The 21153-nt window shown below is 63.7% G+C and carries 16 protein-coding genes and 2 tRNA genes; 11 read left to right on the top strand and 7 right to left on the bottom strand.

What is annotated here, in order from left to right; all coding sequences use genetic code 11:
* The first annotated feature begins 29 nt into the window (after positions 1-29).
* The 4 genes from rlmF (at position 30) to ABKF58_RS00655 (ending at position 4542) form a co-directional block, all read left to right on the top strand.
* The gene (rlmF, locus tag ABKF58_RS00670; RefSeq protein ID WP_482583039.1) at positions 30-986 is read left to right on the top strand and encodes a 23S rRNA (adenine(1618)-N(6))-methyltransferase RlmF; all 957 of its coding nucleotides are present in this window, start codon (positions 30-32) and stop codon (positions 984-986) included.
* A 248-nt stretch (positions 987-1234) separates the two neighbouring features.
* Positions 1235-1864: a 2OG-Fe(II) oxygenase gene (locus ABKF58_RS00665; protein WP_482583038.1), complete on the top strand. Its 630-nt coding sequence runs from the start codon at positions 1235-1237 to the stop codon at positions 1862-1864.
* A gap of 103 nt (positions 1865-1967) precedes the next feature.
* Positions 1968-3068, top strand: a complete 1101-nt coding sequence (gene aroC, locus ABKF58_RS00660) for a chorismate synthase (RefSeq protein ID WP_482583037.1) — start codon at positions 1968-1970, stop codon at positions 3066-3068.
* A 58-nt stretch (positions 3069-3126) separates the two neighbouring features.
* Positions 3127-4542: an EAL and HDOD domain-containing protein gene (locus tag ABKF58_RS00655; protein WP_482583036.1), complete on the top strand. Its 1416-nt coding sequence runs from the start codon at positions 3127-3129 to the stop codon at positions 4540-4542.
* Positions 4543-4618: 76 nt separating this feature from the next.
* On the opposite strand, the gene galE is transcribed toward ABKF58_RS00655, so the two are convergent.
* The 3 genes from galE to ABKF58_RS00640 all read right to left on the bottom strand — a co-directional run bounded on the left by galE (position 4619) and on the right by ABKF58_RS00640 (position 7387).
* On the bottom strand, positions 4619-5641 hold the full coding sequence (gene galE / locus ABKF58_RS00650; RefSeq protein WP_482583035.1) for a UDP-glucose 4-epimerase GalE: 1023 nt from the start codon (positions 5639-5641) through the stop codon (positions 4619-4621).
* Between the two features lie 407 nt (positions 5642-6048).
* Entirely contained in the window at positions 6049-6963 is a 915-nt protein-coding gene (locus ABKF58_RS00645; RefSeq protein ID WP_482583034.1) for a LysR family transcriptional regulator, read from the bottom strand.
* Between the two features lie 334 nt (positions 6964-7297).
* A tRNA-Ser gene (locus tag ABKF58_RS00640) sits at positions 7298-7387 on the bottom strand.
* A gap of 175 nt (positions 7388-7562) precedes the next feature.
* Here ABKF58_RS00640 and ABKF58_RS00635 point away from each other — a divergent pair.
* Together ABKF58_RS00635 and ABKF58_RS00630 are read left to right on the top strand one after the other, a co-directional pair.
* Positions 7563-8714: a pyridoxal phosphate-dependent aminotransferase gene (locus ABKF58_RS00635; protein WP_482583033.1), complete on the top strand. Its 1152-nt coding sequence runs from the start codon at positions 7563-7565 to the stop codon at positions 8712-8714.
* A gap of 270 nt (positions 8715-8984) precedes the next feature.
* Complete coding sequence (locus tag ABKF58_RS00630; protein WP_482583032.1) at positions 8985-10724, top strand: cation:proton antiporter; 1740 nt, start codon at positions 8985-8987, stop codon at positions 10722-10724.
* 94 nt (positions 10725-10818) lie between these two features.
* On the opposite strand, the gene apbC is transcribed toward ABKF58_RS00630, so the two are convergent.
* Entirely contained in the window at positions 10819-11907 is a 1089-nt protein-coding gene (apbC, locus tag ABKF58_RS00625; protein ID WP_482584412.1) for an iron-sulfur cluster carrier protein ApbC, read from the bottom strand.
* Positions 11908-12330: 423 nt separating this feature from the next.
* On the opposite strand from apbC, the gene metG reads away from it, so the two are divergent.
* From metG to ABKF58_RS00605, 4 genes are all read left to right on the top strand, one after another.
* Positions 12331-14439, top strand: coding sequence for a methionine--tRNA ligase (gene metG / locus ABKF58_RS00620; protein ID WP_482583031.1), 2109 nt, complete (start codon positions 12331-12333; stop codon positions 14437-14439).
* A 248-nt stretch (positions 14440-14687) separates the two neighbouring features.
* Positions 14688-14873, top strand: coding sequence for a hypothetical protein (locus tag ABKF58_RS00615; protein WP_008953094.1), 186 nt, complete (start codon positions 14688-14690; stop codon positions 14871-14873).
* Between the two features lie 148 nt (positions 14874-15021).
* Positions 15022-15306 (top strand): acylphosphatase, encoded by a 285-nt coding sequence (locus ABKF58_RS00610; protein ID WP_041702840.1) that lies wholly within the window; start codon positions 15022-15024, stop codon positions 15304-15306.
* 157 nt (positions 15307-15463) lie between these two features.
* Positions 15464-15540, top strand: a tRNA-Met gene (locus ABKF58_RS00605).
* A 247-nt stretch (positions 15541-15787) separates the two neighbouring features.
* Here the strand turns inward: ABKF58_RS00605 and ABKF58_RS00600 are convergent.
* Entirely contained in the window at positions 15788-17362 is a 1575-nt protein-coding gene (locus tag ABKF58_RS00600; RefSeq protein ID WP_482583030.1) for a methyl-accepting chemotaxis protein, read from the bottom strand.
* Between the two features lie 222 nt (positions 17363-17584).
* Positions 17585-18364: a peroxide stress protein YaaA gene (gene yaaA, locus ABKF58_RS00595; protein ID WP_482583029.1), complete on the bottom strand. Its 780-nt coding sequence runs from the start codon at positions 18362-18364 to the stop codon at positions 17585-17587.
* A gap of 129 nt (positions 18365-18493) precedes the next feature.
* Here yaaA and dtd point away from each other — a divergent pair, with 129 nt between their 5' ends.
* Positions 18494-18946 carry a D-aminoacyl-tRNA deacylase gene (gene dtd / locus ABKF58_RS00590; protein ID WP_482583028.1) on the top strand — a complete coding sequence of 151 codons (453 nt, stop codon included), beginning with the start codon at positions 18494-18496 and terminating at the stop codon, positions 18944-18946.
* Between the two features lie 178 nt (positions 18947-19124).
* Here dtd and ABKF58_RS00585 read toward each other — a convergent pair whose 3' ends face one another.
* The gene (locus ABKF58_RS00585) at positions 19125-21068 is read right to left on the bottom strand and encodes a lytic transglycosylase (RefSeq protein WP_482583027.1); all 1944 of its coding nucleotides are present in this window, start codon (positions 21066-21068) and stop codon (positions 19125-19127) included.
* Positions 21069-21153 lie beyond the last annotated feature (85 nt).

The raw sequence follows: 21153 nt of genomic DNA, 5'->3' as shown, positions 1-21153 counted from the left end.
TCCTCCGCATCCTGTTTGTGGCCGATTTCATGACCCACCCCAAAACCACGCCACCCAAACCCGGGCTGCATCCGCGCAACGCGCATCGTCAGCGCTACGATTTCGCGGCGCTGATCGCCGCCTGTCCGGATCTGGCACGCTTCGTCGCCCGTAATGCCTACGGCGACGACAGCGTGGATTTCGCCGACCCGGCGGCGGTGAAGATGCTCAACCGGGCATTGCTGGCGCACCATTACGGCATCGCGCACTGGGATATTCCACCCGGCTACCTGTGTCCGCCCATCCCCGGCCGCGCCGACTATATCCATCACCTGGCCGACCTGCTGGCCGCCAGCAACGGCGGGGCGTTGCCGGCGCGCGTCAACGCGCTCGACGTCGGTGTCGGCGCCAACTGCGTCTATCCGATCATTGGCCGCGCGGTGTACGGCTGGCGCTTCGTCGGCTCGGACATCGACCCGCTGGCGCTGCGCTCGGCGCAGGCCATCGTCGACGCCAACCCGGTGCTGGCCGGGGCGGTCAGGCTGCGCCGCCAGGCGTCTTCGGCCAACGTGTTCCGGGGCGTGATCAAGCGCGACGACCGTTTCGACCTCACGCTGTGCAACCCGCCGTTCCACGCCTCGGCGCAGGAGGCGGAGGCGGGCACGCGCCGCAAGCTCACCAACCTGAGCGGCAAGCGGCCGGCCAAGACCGTGCTCAACTTCGGCGGCCAGCATGCGGAATTGTGGTGCGACGGCGGCGAAGCGGGTTTCCTGCGCACCATGGTCAGCGAGAGCGCCGGCTTCGCCCGGCAGTGCTGCTGGTTCTCGTCGCTGGTGTCGAAGGAGGCCAACTTGCCGGGCCTGTACCGCGCGCTCAAGCAGGCCGGTGCCCGCCGCGTCGAAACCATCGCCATGGCGCAGGGACAGAAGACGAGCCGGCTGGTGGCGTGGAGCTATCTGGACGAGGCGGGGCTGGCGGAATGGCGCGCCGCCCGCTGGGCGCGCTGAGAGCCTGTTTACGATCTGCTGCGCGTCGGCGATACGGCGTTAAAAACGTCTTCGGAATGCTCATTTATTGCTTGTAAACTCCGCTTCCTCAGCCGTTTTTGCCTTGCCTCGCTCTAGCTCGCGAGATCGTAAACAGGCGCTGAGGGCTCATCCGTCCCGCTCGTCCGCCGCGCCTTGATCTGGCGCATTGGCCAGGGGCTGGCGCCTATGATAGAAACCGCAGCATACCGATTTTGCTGAAAGACCCTATGAGCGCGCTCAACTTCGATCTGGACACCGCCATCGACGCCCTCGCCGAGCACGGCTGGATCGTCATCCCCCACGCCCTGCCGGCGGAGCTGACCGCGGCGCTGCGTGAATCCTGCCTGGCCGTGTGGGAGGAGGGACTGTTCCACGAGGCCGCCACCGGCCGCGCCGACGGCCGAGCGCGGCGTGCCGAAATCCGTTCCGACTCGGTGCTGTGGCTCGACCAGGTGGCCGCACAACCGGCGGTGGCGGCGTACAACGCGGCGATGGACGAGGTGATGTGGGGGGTCAACCGCGGCCTCTACCTGGGCTTGGCCGAGCTGGAGTCGCACTTCGCGGTCTATCCGGCAGGCGCGTTCTACAAGAAACACCTCGACCGCTTCCGCGACGACGACGCGCGTACCCTGACCACGGTGTTCTACCTCAACGAAGGTTGGCCGAAGGACGCGGGCGGGCAGATCCGGCTCTATCTGGACGACGAATGCCAGGAGTTCGTCGACATCGAGCCGGAAGCCGGCACGCTGGTGCTGTTCCTGTCCGACTGTTTCTGGCACGAAGTGCTGCCCGCCCGCCAGCAGCGCCTGTCGGTCACCGGCTGGTATCGCCGTCGCAGCGGCAGCGTCCCCTGGTAGCGGGTTGGTCGCCTGCCGCGCCGGCCGAACGTGCCGCAGAAGCAAAGCCGCTCCCGTGCTAAAATCGATCGCGATCACCGAAAAATAAGCAAGGGATGAAGCGATGTCTGGCAATAGCATGGGCCTGCTGTTTACCGTTACCTCTTTTGGCGAAAGCCACGGACCGGCCATCGGCTGCGTCGTCGACGGCTGCCCGCCCGGCATGGAATTGTCCGAGACGGACATCCAGCAGGAGCTCGACCGCCGCAAGCCCGGCACCAGCCGCCACGTCACGCAGCGCCGCGAACCGGACACGGTGGAAATCCTCTCCGGCGTGTACCAGGGCAAGACCACCGGCACCCCGATCGCGCTGCTGATCCGCAATACCGACCAGCGCTCCAAGGACTACGGCAACATCGCCGAGACCTTCCGGCCCGGCCACGCCGACTACACCTACTGGCACAAGTACGGCATCCGCGACCCGCGCGGCGGCGGCCGCTCCTCGGCGCGCGAGACCGCGGTGCGCGTCGCCGCCGGCGCCATCGCCAAGAAATGGCTGAAAGAGCAGCACGGCATCGTGATCCGCGGCCACATGAGCCAGGTCGGCGAGAAGCTCATCCCGTTCACCAGCTGGGAGCATGTTTCGGCCAACCCCTTCTTCGCCCCGGATGAAGCCATCGTGCCGGAGCTCGAAGCCTACATGGATGCGGTGCGCAAGAGCCTCGACTCGGTCGGCGGCAAGGTGCGCGTGGTGGCCGAGAACGTGCCGGTGGGCTGGGGCGAACCGGTGTACGACCGCCTCGACGCCGACATCGCCTACGCCATGATGAACATCAACGCCGTCAAGGGCGTGGAGATCGGCGCCGGCTTCGCCTCGGTGGCGCAGCGTGGCAGCGAGCACGGCGACGAGCTGACGCCCGAGGGTTTCGCCTCCAACCACGCCGGCGGCATCCTGGGCGGGATTTCCACCGGCCAGGACATCGAGGTCAACATCGCCATCAAGCCGACCTCCAGCATCGCCACGCCGCGCCGCTCCATCGACAAACAGGGCAACCCGATCATGGTCGAGACGCACGGCCGCCACGACCCGTGCGTGGCCATCCGCGCCACGCCGATCGCCGAGGCCATGCTGGCGCTGGTGCTGATCGACCACGCCCTGCGCCATCGCGCGCAATGTGGCGACGTGCACGTCGATACCCCGCGCATTCCGGGCCGGATCGGCTAGAGTGGTATGAGGCTCGATGCCTCATGCATAGCGTGCGGTTTTCAAGGATGTTCTGATCATGCTGAAAAATCTGCTGGGTAGCCTGACGGGAGGCTCCTCCAAGGAGGTGGAGGCCGCTCCCGCCGAGGCGGTCTCCGCTCCCGACACCGAGATGACCCTGGCGGCGCGCGGGCAGCCGGTCACCCTGCCGCCGACGCTGGGCTTCGTGTCCCATCAGCCGATCATGGACCGGCTGCAGCACGTGGTGGCGTACGAGTTCGCCGTACGCAAGGCCCAGCAGGCGGCGATGACCGGCAAGAAGCAGTGCGAATTCGATCGCCTGATGCTCTCCACGCTGCAGAACATGGACGTGTTCCGCCTGCTGGCGTACCGCCGCGCCTTCGTCAACATCTCCATTGCCTCGCTCGACGAGCCCCTGCTCGACGAACTGCCGGCCAAGAGCGTGATTCTGGTGCTCGACCCGATCAGCGACGAGCCGCTGACCGAGGCGCTGCTGCCGCGACTGGATGCCCTCAAGCAGAAGGGTCTGCGCTTTGCCGTCGAGCCGGCGCGCTACGACAGCCAGGCGCTGGCCGAGCGCTTGCAGCCGGAACTGTTCAGCCGCATGGACTTCATGGTGCTGGATTTCGCCGCGCCGTCCACGCGCGTGCTGGCGCCCATCCTCGACCAGCTTCCCAAGCGCTACCCGCAGGCGCGCTGGCTGGCGCGCAACGTCGGCACCGCCGAAGAGCTGGACGTTTGCCTGCACGCGCCGGGCAGCCATCGTTTCGCGCTGTTCCACGGCTCCTTCGTCACGCTGGTTCGCGGCATGGAAACCGGCAAGAGCGATGCCAGCCAGGTCCGGGTGCTCGAACTGATGCGACTGTTGCGCGCCAACGCCGATACCCGCGAGATCGAGGCGCAGTTCAAGCTTGATTCGGTGCTGTTGTTCAAGCTGCTGCGCTTCATCAACTCGCCGGTCAACGGCCTGAGCCGGAAGGTGCAGAGCATCGAGGAAACGCTGATGCTGCTGGGGCGCGACACGCTGTTCAAGTGGCTGTCGATGCTGCTGTTCACCGCGCGCAAGGACGACGGCCGTTCGGTGGCGCTGCTCGAGAAGTCGCTGATCCGCGCCCGCTTCATGGAAAAGCTCGGCGCCTACCGGGGCAACAAGCTGGAAGCCGAGCACCTGTTCCTGACCGGCATGTTCTCCTTGCTGGATGCCCTGCTGAATATCCCGTTTCCCGACACGCTGAACGCGATCGAACTGCCGGCGCCGGTGCGCGAGGCCATCGTCAACCACAAGGGGCTGTTCGCGCCGCAGCTGCTGTTGGCCATGGCATGCGAGCAGGGGGACACGGCGCGAGTGCATACCATCGCCAAGATGCTGGAGTTCGACGACGAGCTGATCAACCGCTACCACACCGACGCCGTCCTGTGGACTCAGGAGGTGCTGCACCAGAGCGAGGTGCACAGCAACGTCGAGGCGGTATGAGCGACAGTGGTGTCGCCATCCGCGCCAAGCAAGAGGCCCGGCAGATTGCCGGGCCTCTTGTCATTTGTCGGAGGGGTTATCGCGTGGCGTCGTCGGGGTAGCCGGCCGGATTCTGCTGCTGCCAGCGCCAGCTGTCGCGGCACATGGCTGCCAGGTCGCGGCTAGCGCGCCAGCCCAGCCTCGCCTCCGCCTGTGCCGGGTCGGCGTAGCAGCAGGCGATGTCGCCGGCGCGGCGTGGCGCGACGCGGTAGGGGATGTCGCGTCCGCTGGCGTGGCTGAAGGCGGCCACCAGCTCCAGCACCGAGTAGCCGCGTCCGGTTCCCAGGTTCAGTGTCAGCACCCCGTCGTGGGCGCTCTCCACCGCGCGTGAATGGGCGACGGCGAGGTCCACCACGTGGATGTAGTCGCGCACCCCGGTGCCGTCGGGGGTCGGGTAATCGTTGCCGAAGACGTTCAGCGCTTCGAGCTTGCCCACGGCGACCTGGCTGATATAGGGCATCAGGTTATTGGGGATACCGTTGGGGTCTTCCCCGATCAGCCCGCTCTCGTGCGCCCCCACCGGGTTGAAGTAGCGCAGCAGGGTGATCTGCCAGCCGGGCTCGGACGCCGCCACGTCACGCAGCACCTGTTCCATCATCAGCTTGCTATGGCCGTAGGGGTTGCTCGGGCCGAGCGGAAAGTCCTCGCGGATCGGCACAGTGTGCGGATCGCCGTAAACGGTGGCGGAAGAACTGAACACCAGGCGGCGGACACCGGCCTCGCGCATGCACTCGAGCAGGCACAGCGTGCCAGCGACGTTGTTGTGGTAATAGGTCAGCGGCTGGGCGACCGATTCACCCACCGCCTTGAGCGCGGCAAAGTGGATGACCGCGTCGATGTCGTACTCGCGGAACACGCGGGCAAGTGCCGCGCGATCACGGATATCCGCCTGGTAGAAGCGTGGCGCCTTGCCGCTGATGCGCGTCACCCGCTTGAGCGCTTCGCGCTTGCTGTTGCACAGGTTGTCGATGGCGACGATATCGTGCCCGGCGGCGAGGAGTTCGACGCAGGTGTGCGACCCGATGTAGCCGGCGGCGCCGGTAACCAGAATGGTGGCCATGCTTGGCTTTATTTCCTGCTTGTCTGTTCAGAGGGGTATTTTATGCGGAAACGCCACCGTGGAGGGGGTTGTGTGGCGTAAAACGAAAAATCCTTTTATTATCAAATATTTGATTTTTTTGTCTGACGGGGGGCTGCCGTTTTGGCGCCTATCCATGTCCATCCGTATCCCCATGCGACTGCCCCGGCTCCAGTAGGCAATCCTGCCCTATGATTGGACTGCCCCGGCTGAACTGGGCTGGGGATGGAATCGGATTATCGAGGTGGCCGACAACCGGGTGGGCGATGCACCGATGTGGTCGGAGGGGAAATAGCAGCACATCCTGCTTCAGGGTTTGGCCGCAACGCCAATTTTAACCGACAGCTGGCAGACCTCGATTTGTGCTGCCATGTTAATGGCCACCTAAATTAATTATTTATTGATAATTGCTCTAAAAAGCGCTCCAACACCAGATTAGGCCGCCTGCCTTTGCGTGTAACCACACTAAGTGGTACGTCATAGTGAAGACGATGAGGGTGGAGCGTTCTCATTATTTCCTGCGTCACCCACGTATTGGCATAGTGGTCTGGAAGAAAGCCGATAAAACTGCCTGTGAGAATCAGAAAGGCGATGCCCTCCCGATCAGATGCAGTCGCTGTGCAGTTCAATGTCTGATGAGTGTCTATGGCATCCGCTGGCAGTCGGTAGCTAGGGGCCACAGCATCGGCATTGCGTAGTTCCTCGTCCGTTATCTCCGCATCAGGACGCCCAAAAAATGAATGCTCCCGGCTGCAATAGAGGAAGGAGCGTTCTTCGTAGAGTGGCATGTATTCCAGTCCCGCCAAGGGGCTGATCAATGGGACCACACCCACATTGAGGTGCCCATCAAGAACCCCAAGCTCAATATCGCTAGGTGTCATCATCCCGATATTGATATGCACGCTAGGACCTTGTGCTCGCAGCGCCTTCAAGGCTTGGGTGATGCGCATGTGCGGCTGGGTCACCATGTTGTTGATGATGCCGATGTTGAGCTCGCCGCGCAGCTGGCGGTGCAGCTGGTTGACCTCGCTGCGGAAACCCTCGATGGCGGCGAGCAGGGTCTGGCTCGCACGCAACACCTCGCGTCCCTCGTCGGTGAGGGCAAAGCCGGCCCGGCCGCGTTGGCACAGGCGCATTCCCAGCCGCTTCTCCAAGTCTCCCATGTGCAGGCTGATGGCCGATCGGCTGATGCCCAGCACCCCTTCGGCGGCTGTGAAGCTGCCACATTCCACCACGGTCTTGAATAGACGGAGCAAACGGATTTCGAAATCGCTTACTTGGCTAAGTGTCTTCTTTGCGGTCATTTGGTGAGAAAAACCTAATCTAAACGTAAATACGATGCTATTTAACTCACCATACAACCTGATGCAACCTATTGATGTCAACACATCAACCACTGGGAGCCATGTATGAACTCTCCGATTGTGAACTCGGCCGTTGCCGCAAGTGCCCTTGAGCTATCTCTGGCTAGAAGTAAGGAAAAAATCCATGTAAATCAGTAGCTTGAAGATGTTATGGCGAAGTGTTTTTTAGATCAAAAAACTAACTTTAGAACAAAGTCAGGGACGGAAACCGGCGTTTCCAGGGAAGGAAAAAACAAAAAAGCACTTGATTCCTCAAGGGCTTAGTTGTGTTGACTGGCGGAGAGGGAGGGATTCGAACCCTCGGTACGGGAACCCGTACGCCTGATTTCGAGTCAGGTACATTCGACCACTCTGCCACCTCTCCGCGGTCAATGAGAGGCGAATTATATGGATGAGATTCGGCTCTGTCAACAGTCTGGTATCGTTCTGCCTTTCCCCGTTGTGCTTGGTACACTGCTCGCATGAAACCCGGCCGATGCCGTCGGCCCCCTACCTTTATATCCCGACTGACCACAGTCGCTTCAGCAGCAGAGGACAGTGTGAAACTAGCGTCCCGTCTCGACAGTATTTCCCCGTTCCAGGTCATGGCCATCCTGGAGAAGGCCCGTGCCTTGCAGGCGCAGGGGCACGATGTGATCCATCTCGAAGTGGGTGAACCGGACTTCGCCACGCCGCCCGCCATCGTCGAAGCAGGACGACAGGCCCTGGCCCAGGGAGATACCTTCTATACGGCAGCACAGGGGCTGCCCGAACTGCGCCAGGCGATTGCCGGCTTCTACGCCAGCCGTCATGGCGTGGAGCTCGATCCGGCGCGCATCATCGTCACGCCGGGAGCCTCCGGCGCCTTGCAGATCGCGCTGGCCTTGCTGGTGGAAGAGGGTAGCGAGGTGGTGATGGCCGATCCGACCTACCCCTGCAATCGCCACTTCGTCAGCCTGCTGGGCGGGGTGCCGCGCGCGGTGGAGGTGGGGCCCGAGAGCCGCTACCAGCTCACGGCGGCACAGTTGGATGTCGCCTGGAACGAGCGCACGGCGGCGGCCATGGTGGCGAGCCCGGCCAATCCCACCGGTACATTGCTGGGCGCAAGCGAGCTGGCCGAGCTGGCCGAGGTATGCCGCCGCCGGGGTGGCGCTCTGATCGTCGACGAGATCTATCACGGCCTGACCTACGGCGTGGACGCGCCGAGCGTGCTGCAGGTGGCGGACGAAGCCTTAGTGATCAACAGCTTCTCCAAGTACTTCCAGATGACCGGTTGGCGCCTGGGCTGGCTGGTGGTGCCGCCGCAACTGGTGGAGCCGGCGATCCGGCTGGCGCAGAACCTGTTCCTGTGCCCGCCGGCGCCGGCGCAGCGTGCGGCGCTGGCGGCGTTTCAGCCCGAGACGCTGGCCTTGTTGGAGGAGCGGCGCGCCGAGTTCGGCCGGCGCCGCGACTTCCTGCTCGAAGCACTGCCCAGCCTGGGCTGGCGCATCCCGGTACAGCCGGAAGGGGCGTTCTACGTCTACGCCGACGTCAGTGCGGTGACCGATGATAGCTTTGGCTATTGCCAGCGTCTGTTGGACGAGGTGCTCGTGGCGATCACGCCGGGAGCGGATTTCGGCGCCTACCACGCCGAGGGGCACGTGCGGGTGGCCTACACGACGGGCATCGACCGCCTGGCCGAAGCGGTACGGAGGATGGCGCGCGCAGGCTGAGTAGCAGGGGGGCGGAGGCAATCCTCCTGCCCTCTGACGGCAAGCCGATGAAGTTCAAGTGCTATTTCACACTATTTTTGTTTTTTCTGGATTTTGTTATTTATTTTGCTAGATCAACAAAAAAATGCTTTTAATGGCGCTTGGGCGGGAACTCTGACGTTCTGAAAGGTTCTCTCTCTTGACGGGTGGGCGTGGCTGTCGGCCGTGCCCGCATCGATGACCCCGCCGTTGCCCTACGTTAACGGCCTCGACCACCCAGGGAGGAAGCCCATGCACGCCACGTCCTTCATCCACGACCTTGCCGTGATCATGCTGATAGCCGGCCTGGTCACGGTGTTGTTTCACCGCCTGCGTCAGCCGGTGGTACTGGGCTATATCGTGGCCGGGGTGATCATCGGCCCATACACGCCGCCGTTCGCTCTCATCCAGGACGAAGCCACGGTCAAGATTTTGGCCGAACTTGGCGTGGTGTTCCTGATGTTCTCGCTCGGGCTCGAGTTCAGCCTGAAGAAACTGGCCAGCGTCGGCGTCACCGCGCTGTTGGCGGCGCTGACCGAAATCGTGGCGATGGTGGCCATCGGCTTTCAGATCGGCAAGTACTTCGGCTGGGCCACGATGGATTCGGTGTTTCTCGGTGCCATGCTGGCGATCTCGTCGACCACCATCATTGTCAAGGCGCTGGACGAGCTGGGGCTCAAAAACGAGCGCTTCGCGCAAATGATTTTCGGCATCCTCATTGTCGAGGATATTCTTGCTATCGGCATGATCGCCTTGCTGTCCGGCATCGCCATCAGCGGACGGGTCGAGGCGGGAGCGGTGCTGAGCACGCTGGGCCAGCTGTCGCTGTTCATGGTGGTGGCGCTGGTGTTGGGCATCCTGATCGTGCCGCGCCTGTTGGCCTACGTGGCGCGCTTCGAGAGCCGCGAGATGTTGCTGGTGACGGTGCTCGGGCTGTGCTTCGGTTTCTGCCTGCTGGTGTTGCAGCTGGAGTACAGCATCGCGCTGGGGGCGTTCCTGATCGGGGCGATCATGGCGGAGTCGCGCGAGCTGAAGCAGATCGAGCACCTGGTCGAGCCGATCCGCGACATGTTCAGCGCCATCTTCTTCGTCGCCATCGGTCTGTTGCTCGACCCGGCGGTGCTGCTGAGGTACGCCTGGCCGATCGCGTTGATCACCGGGGCGGTGGTGGTCGGCAAGGTGGTTACCTGCAGCCTCGGCACCTTCGTCGCCGGCAACGACGGTCGCACCGCGATGCGGGTGGGCATGGGGCTGGCGCAGATCGGCGAGTTCTCCTTCATCATCGCCGCGCTCGGTCTCTCCCTGAAGGTAACCAGCGATTTCCTCTACCCGGTGGCGGTGGCCGTCTCGGCGTTGACGACCCTGTTCACCCCCTATTTGATCCGCGCCGCCGAACCGTTTGCCGGGCTGGTGAACCGGCTCTCGCCCGAACCGGTTAAGCGCGGGCTGGGGTATTACACCGCGTGGTTGCAGAGCATTCAGCCGCAAGAGGAGCGCGCCGAACTGCTGGCCATCGTCCGCCGCATCGTGCTGCACGTGCTGGTCAACCTGTGCCTGGTGACCGCAATCTTCCTGGCTGCCGCCTACTTCGGACCGGAGTGGCTGGCTGGTCGCGGCGACACACGCCTGGTCAACGCGCTGCTGTGGAGTGCGGCGCTGCTGTTGTCGGTGCCGTTTCTGGTGGCGATCTACCGCAAGCTCAAGGCGCTGGCGATGCTGCTGGCGGAGCTCTCGGTACGGCCGGAGATGGCCGGCCAGCTCACCACGGCCTCGCGGCGCGTGATCGCCGAACTGATCCCGGTGGGGGCGCTGATCGGCATCCTGCTGTTCCTGTCAGCGCTGAGCGTGAGCATCCTGCCGCCGAGCGAGGTGCTGCTGGTGATCGTGCTGGCGGTGGGGGCGGTAGCGGTGCTGTTCTGGAAGCGCCTGATCCAGCTGCACTCGCGGCTGCAGATCGCCTTGTACGAGACGATGCACCCGCCGGCCCCGTGATGGCGGGAAATAAAAAACACGGCAGCCGGTGAACTGCCGTGTTTTTTCGCAGGCTAAGGTTGGCCGAAGGCTTCGGCCAACCTTGTCGACACGATCAGTTGTTCTGGATCACGATCTTGGGGAACTTGCTGGAGAAGTCCTGCGCCTTCTCGCCGACCTTGACCGCCACGCGGCGCGCGATGGCCTGGTAGGCGGCGGCGATCGGGCCGTTCGGGTCCGCCACCACGCTCGGCTTGCCTTCGTCCACCGCCTGGCGGATGGCGAGGTCGAGCGGCAGCGAGCCCAACAGCTCGACACCATACTCCTCGGTCATCTTGGCGGCGCCGCCGCTGCCGAAGATATGCTCGGCGTGGCCGCAGTTGGAGCAGATGTGGATCGCCATGTTTTCCACCAGGCCCAGGATCGGCACGCTCACCTTCTCGAACATCTTCAGCCCTTTGCGCGCGTCGAGCAGGGCGATGTCCTGTGGCGTGGTGACGATCACCGCGCCGGTCACCGGCACCTTCTGCGCCAGCGTCAGCTGGATGTCGCCGGTGCCCGGCGGCATGTCGATCACCAGGTAGTCCAGATCGTCCCAGCGTGTGTCGTTGAGCAGCTGCTGCAGCGCCTGGCTCACCATCGGGCCGCGCCAGACCATGGCCTGGTCGGTGTCGACCAGGTAGCCGATCGACATGGTCTGCACGCCATAATTCACCACCGGCTGCAGCGATTTGCCGTCGGTTTCCGGTTTCCGCCCCTGCAGGCCCATCATCAGCGGTTGCGACGGGCCGTAGATGTCGGCGTCCAAGAGGCCGACGCGCGCCCCTTCGGCCGCCAGCGCCAACGCCAGGTTGACGGCGGTGGTGGATTTGCCGACGCCGCCCTTGCCGGACGCCACGGCGATGATGTTCTTCACGCCCGGCAGCAACGGCACGCCGCGCTGGGCGGCATGGCTGACGATCTGGCTGCTGACGCCGACCTTGATGCTACGGCCTTCGGCCAACGGCGCCAGCGCGTTCTCGAAAGCGCCGCGCACGGCGTCGAACTGGCTCTTGGCCGGGTAGCCCAGCACCACGTCGAGCGCGATCTCGCTGTCGCTGACGCGCAGGTTCTTGACCGCCTTGGCAGCGGTGTACGGTTTGCCGGTGTTGTCGTCGATCAGGCCGGAGAGGGCCTGGAGTACCTGGGTATCTGTCAGTGCCATGGTGTCGGAAGAGTCGGAAGTGGCGGCGTCGCGGCCGAAGAGTCGGGTCAGTTTCTGGAACATGGCCGGGGACCGGGTTGAAAATACCCGACCAGTTTACTCGAATTCTGCCTTGCGCGCAGGGCATGGGCGGGCGTTTGACGCCGGTGCGCTAAGGTGCCGCCGCCCGCTGCGAGCCGTCGGCATTTCGGCGCAGTCGGAGCTAGCCGTGCGCTGCGCGATGCATTAAAATGCCCCTCACACGTCGTACCCGCCACGGACTACCGCCGTGGCGCCCCCTGAAGAGGCCGGCCCGTTCCACAAGAACGAGCCGGCCTCTTCCGTTGTGCCTCCATGGAAACGCGGCAAGGCCTTGGCCCGCTCCAAGGCGGCCGGTCCTGCTGTTATAATCGATCGCTTGAGATTCGAACCAGGGACCCCCGAATGACCTCCCCACGCAAGATTCTGGTGACCAGCGCCCTGCCGTACGCCAACGGCGCGATTCACCTCGGCCACATGGTCGAACACATCCAGACCGACGTCTGGGTGCGCTTCCAGAAAATGCGCGGCCACGCCTGCCATTACGTCTGTGCCGACGACACCCACGGCACGCCGATCATGCTCGCCGCCGAGAAGCAGGGCATCACGCCCGAGCAGCTGATCGAGCGCGTCAAGGCCGAGCACCTGGCCGATTTCACCGGCTTCCACATCGGCTACGACAACTACTACAGCACCAACAGCCCGGAAAACAAGCACTTCGCCGAGCACATCTACCGCACGCTGCGCGCCAACGGCAAGATCGTGTCGCGCACCATCGAGCAGCTGTTCGATCCGGAAAAGCAGATGTTCCTGCCGGACCGCTTCGTCAAGGGCGAGTGCCCCAAGTGCGGCGCCAAGGACCAGTACGGCGACAACTGCGAGAGCTGCGGCGCCACCTACAGCCCGACCGACCTGAAGAATCCGTACTCGGCGGTGTCCGGCGCCACGCCGGTGCTGAAATCGTCCGAGCACTACTTCTTCCGCCTGGGCGATTGCGCCGATTTCCTCAAGGCCTGGACCGCCGGTTCCAGCGTGCGCGCCGATGGCGAAACCCAGCCGCACCTACAGCATGAATCCCTCAACAAGATGAACGAGTGGATCGAGGGCGGCCTGCACGACTGGGACATCAGCCGCGACGCCCCGTACTTCGGCTTCGAGATTCCCGACGCACCGGGCAAGTACTTCTACGTCTGGCTCGACGCCCCGATCGGCTACATGGCGAGCTTCAAGAACCTGTGCGAGAAGAGCGGCCTCGATTTCGACGACTACTTCCGCCCGGATTCCGACGCCGAGCTGTACCACTTCATCGGCAAGGACATCCTGTACTTCCACGCCCTGTTCTGGCCGGCGATGCTGAAGTACTCCGGCTACCGCGCCCCGACCGGTGTGTTCGCCCACGGCTTCCTCACCGTGGACGGGCAGAAGATGTCCAAGTCGCGCGGCACCTTCATCACCGCCAAGAGCTACCTCGATTGCGGCCTGAACCCGGAATGGATGCGCTACTACGTCGCCGCCAAGCTGAACGCCCGCATCGAGGACATCGACCTGTCGCTCGACGATTTCGTGGCGCGCGTCAACTCCGATCTGATCGGCAAGTTCGTCAACATCGCCAGCCGCGCCGCCGGCTTCATCACCAAGCGTTTTGGCGGCCGTCTGGCGGAGAGCGTATCCAGCTCCGTGCTGGCGAGCCCGGTGTGCCATGCCGCACAGTGCGAACACCCGCTGCTGCAGCAGTTGGCCGAAAGCAGCGCGACGCTGGCCGCCGCCTACGAGGCGCGTGAATACGCCCGCGCGCTGCGCGACGTGATGGCGCTGGCCGACGAGGTCAATGCCTACGTCGACGCCAACAAGCCGTGGGAACTCGCCAAACAGGAAGGGATGGAGGCGCGCCTGCACGAAGTCTGTACCGTGCTGGTCAACGCCTTCCGCCTGTTGGCCATCTACCTCAAGCCGGTGCTGCCAAAGCTGGCGGCCGACGTCGAGGCCTTCCTCAACATCGCCCCGCTCACGTGGGACGACGCCGACACCCTGCTGCTCGGCCACACCATCAAACCGTACCAGCATCTGATGCAGCGCGTCGAGGCGGCTCAGATCGACAAACTGATCGAAGCGAACAAGCAAAGCATGGACCAACAAGCTGCTCCGGCCGAGGCTTCGGCCAACTATGAGCCGCTCGCCGACACCATCACCATCGACGATTTCGCCAAGCTCGACCTGCGCGTCGGCAAGGTGCTGGCCTGCCAGTTCGTCGATGGTTCGGACAAGCTGCTGCAATTCACCGTCGACCTCGGTTTCGAGACGCGCAACATCTTCTCCGGCATCCGCCAGGCCTACCAGGAGCCCGACAAGCTGGTCGGCCGCAACGTCATCGTGGTGGCCAACCTGGCGCCGCGCAAGATGCGCTTCGGGGTGTCGGCCGGCATGATCGTCTGCGCCTCCGGCAACGACGACACGAGCGGGTTGTTCCTGCTCGATACCGACGATGGCGCCCAGCCGGGGATGCGCATCGGCTAAATAGTTGTTGTGTAAAAGAAAAATTAGGGTATACTGACCCATTGACGCCTTGCCAGCCTCTTTGAAGCTGACAAGGCGTTTTCCATTCTAGAAGTCATCAAGCTGTCATCTCACGCTGCTACAGTGTGTCCATTCAACTGGGAACGTCGTGTTCCTGCCGTTGTCTATTGATTTATGTTGAGATTTCGTGAAAAGTTAAGTGTTGGCATGACAATGTTGTTGTTATTGAAAACAACAAGGAGAAAGTAATGCGTGTAAGTCAATTGCAGCCAGGCTGCAAAATTGTCGAGCGAAAAGACGACGGCCATGAGATCCGTTACGAAGTGATCAGTATCCGCCAGATCGGCAAGCAGTTCGAAGTGACCTTCCGGTCGGTGCTGGGTATGGCCAGCGCCCTCTATTCGGCCAACGCCTTCATCCCGACCGCGGCCTGATCGCCGCCGCTGACGGCCCCTTGGGGCCGCCTCTCGGGATCGCCCCCAAACCCCGTTCGCGCTTGGCGCCAACGGGGTTTGGCGTTTCAAGGGCATTGCCATCGCTCGTGGCGACTGCTATCAACAGGACAGGGGGAAGGAGACGGACATGAGACAAATGACACGGCTGCTGCGCATTCATGGCAGGGTTCAGGGCGTGTGTTACCGCGACGGCGCCGTCGCGGAGGCGTCCCGTCTTGGGGTCAGCGGCTGGGTCCGCAACCGCCGCGATGGCACGGTCGAGGCATTGATCAGCGGCGAGCCGGAGAACTTGCTGGAATTTGTTACCTGGGCGCGTAACGGCCCGCCAGCGGCCGAGGTCAGTATGGTCGAGGTACAGGAGTGCGTGGTGGACGCTTCGCTGGAGGGTTTCAGCTGCTGGCCGACTCTCTGAGGTGGAGGCTGGGGAGGGCGTGTTTCGGCCTTGAAGCATGAGGTTGACGATTTTTTTTCGAAAAACGCTTGACCGATCTGTAACCGAAGTTTATAGTTCGTCTCCTCGCTGCACGAGACGCTTCGCAAAGAAGTGCTTCGCAGCAACAGGTTTCTGACGCGGGGTGGAGCAGTCTGGTAGCTCGTCGGGCTCATAACCCGAAGGTCGTAGGTTCAAATCCTGCCCCCGCAACCAACATAAAGCCGTGAATTCTGCCAAGAATTCACGGCTTTTTGCTTGGGCGTCTGTTTTCGTTTGCTCCGCCCGCTGCCGCTACTCACTTCCTTCCCCTGACAGATTGCCTCCCCGCGTCGCGGCCAGCGAGTCCGGCAGCCGTGCTGCTGCTCGCCGCGTGGCGCGGGGCCGACGCCTCGATCTGCCGCTGGAGCACTGTGGGCCGGGTGTCGTAATGCTTCGTCTCCCCGGCCTCCTTCCGCCACCGTCAATGAATCTCGAATTGCCCCGCCAGTCTGGCCAGCTGGCGCGACTGGCTGGCCAAGAGGGTGATGACCTGGCCGGCTTCCTCGACATGCTGGTGTGATTCGGCGATCTGGGTGGCGACGTCGCCCATGCGCGCCGACAATTGCGCGGCGGAGGCCGATTGCTGGCTGTTGGTCATGGCCACGTCCTTCATCATGTCGTTGACCTGCAGCGTGGTGTCGCGCACGGCGGCCAGTTGCTGGGCGGTGCTCTGCTGCGTGGCGACGCCGGCGCGGGTCGCCTCGGTGACGGTCTTCATGGTGGCGATGGTACCTTCTGCCGCCTGGTGCACATTGTCGACCAGGGCGTTGATCTGCTCGGTACTGGCGCTGGTGCGTTCGGCCAGCTTGCGTACTTCATCCGCCACCACGGCGAAGCCCCGGCCGCTTTCGCCGGCGCGCGCCGCCTCGATGGCGGCGTTGAGTGCCAGCAGGTTGGTCTGTTCGGCGATGTCGTGGATGGTCTGGGTGACCTGGCCGATGGCGTTGATGGCGTCGGACAGGGAGCGGATGGTGTCCTGCGCCGTTTCCACCGCCTGGGCGGCGTCTAGACTGCAGGAGCGTGAGCGCGCCATTTCCTGCTCGCCCGACTGGATCGCGTCGCGCGAGCGGGCCGACAGCTGTGAGGTATCGCTGGCATGTTGCGCGACTTGCTCGATCGACGAGGACAGCTGCTCGATGGCGCTGCTCATTTGCGTCACGCTGTGATTGCCGGCCTCCATGCGCTGCCGGATGTCGTTCAGGCTGTCGTTCATGTCGCCGGTGCCGGCGGCGAGGGAGCGGGCATTCATCTGCAACTCGTCGATCATCACCTTGAGATGCACCTGCATGTAGGCGAGGGTCTCTTCCAGATCTCCGCATTCACCCAGGCGATGGATGGCCAGCTCGTTGTTCAAGCGGCCTTCGGCGATGTCGTGGCACACCGCGCGCAGGCGGGCAAAGCGCCCGGCCCGCTGCCGCTCGAAGGCTACCCAGCCCGCCAGGGCCAACAAACCGCCGCTGGCCAGGGCATAGTCGACGGGCGAACTGCCGCGCCAGGCGAAATAGCCCAGTATGAGGCTCGTCAGTGCGCCGAAAGCCATGCGTACGCGCGTTTCCCGTATGCCGCCTGGACGGGGCTTGACCAGTTTCTGGCCGGCCGCCAGTTCGGCGTACCACTGCTCGGCGTGACGAATGGCCTCGCGTGAGGCCGGGCGGCGCACCGACATGTAGCCGACGGTGCTGCCTTCCTGGCGTACCGGGATGACGAGGGCGTCAACCCAATAATGGTCGCCGTTCTTGCAGCGGTTCTTGACGTAGCCGCGCCAGGGTTGGTCGGCTTTGATCGTGCGCCACAGGTCCTCGAACAGCACCGCCGGCATCTCCGGATGGCGCACGATGTGGTGATGGCTGCCGAGTAGCTCCTCACGGCTGAAACCGGATACCTGCACGAACAGGTCGTTGGCGTGGGTGATGACCCCCTGAGGGTCGGTACGCGTGACGATGATGCCTTCGGTAAAGGGCTTCTCGACGCTGCTGATGGGTAGATTCACTTTCATTCCCGCCACCTTGTTTGATTCATTGTTCTGGCTGTTCCATTTTGGTTGGCCGAACGATAGGGGCGGTGACATCGTCATGGTATGACCTAGATCAACTCAGACGCGCTTTCGCTTTTCATGTAATTACATGTTGCCAATGGGGTTTTTATTGTTAACAACAAGCGTGATTTAGGGGAGGCGACGAGGGGGGCGAGAGAAAAACCGGGCAGGAGGCCCGGTTGTTCAGCACCGCGCCGGGTCGCGGCGGAATACCCAGTGCCGCGCATCGGAGGCCTGGTCATCGAAGGCGTAGCCCTCGTAATCGAATGCTTTCAGCCGCTCCGGATCGGTGACGCGATGTTTGGCGGCCCAGCGCGCCATCAGTCCGCGCGCGCGCTTGGCGTAGAAGCTGATGATCTTGTATTGGCCATTCTTCCAATCCTGGAACACCGGAGTGATCACGGTGGCCTCGAGTTTCTTCGGCTTGACCGCCTTGAAGTATTCTTCGGAAGCCAGGTTGACCAAGACCGGAGCAGGGGCTTGGGCCAGACGGTGGCGCAGGGCGTCGGTCACGATGTCGCCCCAGAATTCGTACAGGTTCTTGCCGCGCGGGTTGGCGAGACGGGTGCCCATTTCCAGGCGGTAAGGCTGCATCAGGTCGAGCGGCTTGAGCACGCCGTAGAGCCCGGACAGCACGCGCAGATGCTGCTGCAGGTAGTCCAGTTCGTCCTCGTCCAGCTCGTTGGCATTGAGCCCTTCGTAGACGTCGCCCATGAAGGCGAGTACGGCCTGCTTGGCCTGGCCGGGCGTGAAAGGGCGCGCCCACTCGGCGTAGCGGCCGGCGTTGAGCACGGCCAGCGGGTCGCTGATGCCCATCAGCTGGCCGATTTCGGCCGGGCTGTGCTCACGCAGCACCTCGATCAGTTCGGCACTGTGGTCGAGAAAGTCCGGTTGGGTATAGCGCTCGGTGCGGGGCGGGGTGGCGTAGTCCAGCGTCTTGGCCGGGGAGATCACCATCAGCATGGGTGGGAGTCCTCGTGGTTCCGATGAGGCGATTGTACCGGATGTGCGTCGCCCGTACGGCGCGACAGCCGTGATCCGGCGCCGGAGAGACGCTAGAATGCCGGCAGTCGAGAAACAGGAGATCGGGCAATGCGGGTGCTGGTGCAGCGGGTGAGCGAAGCGGAGGTCAGGGTGGATGGCGCGGTGAGCGGGGCGATCGGGCCAGGTTTGCTGCTGCTGGTCGGCGTGGAGGAGGTGGACGAGCAGAGCGACATCGATTGGCTGGTGCGTAAGATCGCCCAGTTGCGTATTTTCAACGACGAGGCCGGAGTGATGAACCGCTCCGTGCTCGACGTGCGGGGCGAGGTGCTGGCCGTGAGCCAGTTCACGTTGTTCGCCAGCACCAGGAAAGGCAACCGCCCTTCCTACAGCCGTGCCGCGCGGGGCGACATCTCGGCGCCGATGTTCGAGCGCTTCGTGGCGACGTTGGCCGAAGCCTTGGGCAAGCCGGTGGCGACCGGGGTGTTCGGCGCCGACATGAAAGTGGGGTTGGTGAACGACGGTCCGGTGACTATCTGGCTGGACAGCCGGCAACAGGAGTGAGTCCGTACCGGCCTTCTTGCCCCACGAAAACAGCCCCGCTTTGCGGGGCTGTTTTCGTGGGGCATTGATTCCTGAACGCGCGCGGAAATTTCGGCAGCCGTCCAGTGTGGCGGTGGGGGCCGCGGCAAGGAATCGTCCGCACTGCCGACCCGGAGCCAGCAGCGCAGACGTCTGGGCGTTACAGACCCTGCAGGCGGACGCGCTGGCCCGGTTGCAGCGAGACCACTTCGTCCGAGCCATTCCAGCGTTGCAGGTCGCTGTGACGCACGCCGAACTTGCGGGCGATGCTGAACATGGTATCGCCGCGCTGCACCACGTATTCGGCGGGCACCGCGCCGGTTGCTGCCGTGGCGGTGGACGCGACCCGCATCAGGCTGTCGCGCGAAGCGGCGGCCAGGTAGCCCGTGCCGGCCGGGGCTTTGAGCTGCAAGGTCTGCCCCAGGCGGATGTCGTTGTCGGCCAGGCCGTTGAAGGCTTTCAGATCGCTGACCGTCAGATTGTAGCGACGCGCAATATTGTAGAGCGTGTCACCCGAGGCCACGATGTAGGTGGTGGCAACGGCCGGGGTTGCGCTGCTCGCGACTGCCGGGCCGGTTTCATTAGCCTTGCTGTTGGCGACACTCGCCTCGCTGGCCTTGACCACCGGGGTATTGCTCGGAGCGGCGGTGTTGCCGGCGACGCTGACTTCGCTGGCTTTGACCTGCGGTGTGCTGCCCGGTGTCGCGGCGTTGGCGGCGACGCTGGCCTCGCTCGGCTTGCTCTCCGGGAGGCTGCTCGGGACGGCGGTGGAGGTATCGCGTACGGCGCCGGTATTTTCCGCGGCTGTCGCCGACGGAGCCACAGGGATGGCGGCGGTCGTGGCGCGCACGGTCAGTGCGACGGGCTGGACGCCGCCACTCGGGGGCGTGCCGACCCCGACTGCCGGGCTGGCGCTGGCGACCAGCGTTGCTGTCGAAAGCGTGCCGGCCACGGTAGTGTCGCCGCCGCTATCGGTATCGGTGGTGGTGCTGTTGAGGTCGGCATTACCTTTCAGCGCCACCAGCAACGGCTTGCCGGCGCTGATGGTGGAACCCTTGACGCGGTTCACGGCCTGCAGCTGGGCCGGGCTCATGCCGTAGCGGTCGGCCACGGCGGCCAGGTCTTCATCGGTGGCCGGGGTGTAAACCTGCCAGCTCAGCAGCGGCTTGTCCCACTTGTTGAGGTTGGCTTCGAATTTGTCGACGCGGTTGGCCGGGATCAGCATCTGGCGCCCGGCCTTGTGGGCGTAGACCGGCAGGTTGAAGGCCGGATTGAGTTCCTTGAACTCGCTCACCGACATGCCGGCCATTTTGGCGGCGACGTCCAGGTCCATGTGGCGACCGGTGGAAACCGCGACGAAATAGGGCTTGTTGGGGAATTTGTCGAGCTTCAGGCCGAATTTGTCAGGGCTGGCGAGCAGGTTGCGCACCGCCAGCAGCTTGGGTACGTAGTTGCGCGTCTCGTTCGGCAGCTTGAGGTTTTCGTAGGTGGGCTCGAGGCCGGCGGCCTGCGCACGGGTGATGGCGCGTGTCAGGTTGCCTTCTCCCCAGTTGTACGCGGCGAGTGCCAGGTTCCAGTCGCCGAACAGGCTGTGCAGGTAATCGAGGTAGTCCAGCGCGGCGGAGGTGGAGGCGGTGACATCGCGGCGGCCATCGTACCACCAGGTCTGTTCCAGGCCATAGTGGCGCCCGGTGGAGGGCATGAACTGCCACAAGCCGGAGGCGCCGACCGGCGACTGGGCGGTGGCGACGAAGGCGCTCTCGACCGCCGGCAGCAGGGCGATCTCGGTCGGCATGCCGCGCCGTTCCACTTCGTTCATGATGTGGAACAGGTATTTGTGACTACGTTCGAGAATGCGGCTGAAGTATTCGGGGCGGGCGGCCAGGCTGCGTTCGTGGCGGCGCACCAGTTCGGCGTTGACCTCGTCAAGCTGAAAGCCCTCGCGCACGCGCTGCCAGACGTTGTCGCCGTTACGCAGCAGGCTGGAGTTGAGCAGCATCATGTCGAGGCCGGTGGCCAGGCCTTCGTCCACCCCGATCGACTGGCGGAAGGCGCCCGAGTCTTCCGCGTGGACTACCGGGGCGGCGGAAAATACAAATGACAACGAAAGTGCCAATGGTGTGATTCTTTTCATTTGGCGGGCCTGAAATCAGAAATTCTGGCCGATGCTATCGGCCAGAAAACGGGGT

This window comes from Pseudogulbenkiania sp. AW2-16 (assembly GCF_056824575.1).
This window is presented reverse-complemented; position numbering and strand designations above follow the sequence as displayed.

What these genes read in the sequence shown, in the direction of transcription:
- rlmF (WP_482583039.1), top strand. Translation starts at nt 30, where the DNA reads ATGACCCACCCCAAAACCACGCCACCCAAACCCGGGCTGCATCCGCGC.
- ABKF58_RS00665 (WP_482583038.1), top strand. Translation starts at nt 1,235, where the DNA reads ATGAGCGCGCTCAACTTCGATCTGGACACCGCCATCGACGCCCTCGCC.
- aroC (WP_482583037.1), top strand. Translation starts at nt 1,968, where the DNA reads ATGTCTGGCAATAGCATGGGCCTGCTGTTTACCGTTACCTCTTTTGGC.
- ABKF58_RS00655 (WP_482583036.1), top strand. Translation starts at nt 3,127, where the DNA reads ATGCTGAAAAATCTGCTGGGTAGCCTGACGGGAGGCTCCTCCAAGGAG.
- galE (WP_482583035.1), bottom strand. Translation starts at nt 5,641, where the DNA reads ATGGCCACCATTCTGGTTACCGGCGCCGCCGGCTACATCGGGTCGCAC.
- ABKF58_RS00645 (WP_482583034.1), bottom strand. Translation starts at nt 6,963, where the DNA reads ATGACCGCAAAGAAGACACTTAGCCAAGTAAGCGATTTCGAAATCCGT.
- ABKF58_RS00630 (WP_482583032.1), top strand. Translation starts at nt 8,985, where the DNA reads ATGCACGCCACGTCCTTCATCCACGACCTTGCCGTGATCATGCTGATA.
- apbC (WP_482584412.1), bottom strand. Translation starts at nt 11,907, where the DNA reads ATGGCACTGACAGATACCCAGGTACTCCAGGCCCTCTCCGGCCTGATC.
- metG (WP_482583031.1), top strand. Translation starts at nt 12,331, where the DNA reads ATGACCTCCCCACGCAAGATTCTGGTGACCAGCGCCCTGCCGTACGCC.
- ABKF58_RS00615 (WP_008953094.1), top strand. Translation starts at nt 14,688, where the DNA reads ATGCGTGTAAGTCAATTGCAGCCAGGCTGCAAAATTGTCGAGCGAAAA.
- ABKF58_RS00610 (WP_041702840.1), top strand. Translation starts at nt 15,022, where the DNA reads ATGAGACAAATGACACGGCTGCTGCGCATTCATGGCAGGGTTCAGGGC.
- ABKF58_RS00600 (WP_482583030.1), bottom strand. Translation starts at nt 17,362, where the DNA reads ATGAAAGTGAATCTACCCATCAGCAGCGTCGAGAAGCCCTTTACCGAA.
- yaaA (WP_482583029.1), bottom strand. Translation starts at nt 18,364, where the DNA reads ATGCTGATGGTGATCTCCCCGGCCAAGACGCTGGACTACGCCACCCCG.
- dtd (WP_482583028.1), top strand. Translation starts at nt 18,494, where the DNA reads ATGCGGGTGCTGGTGCAGCGGGTGAGCGAAGCGGAGGTCAGGGTGGAT.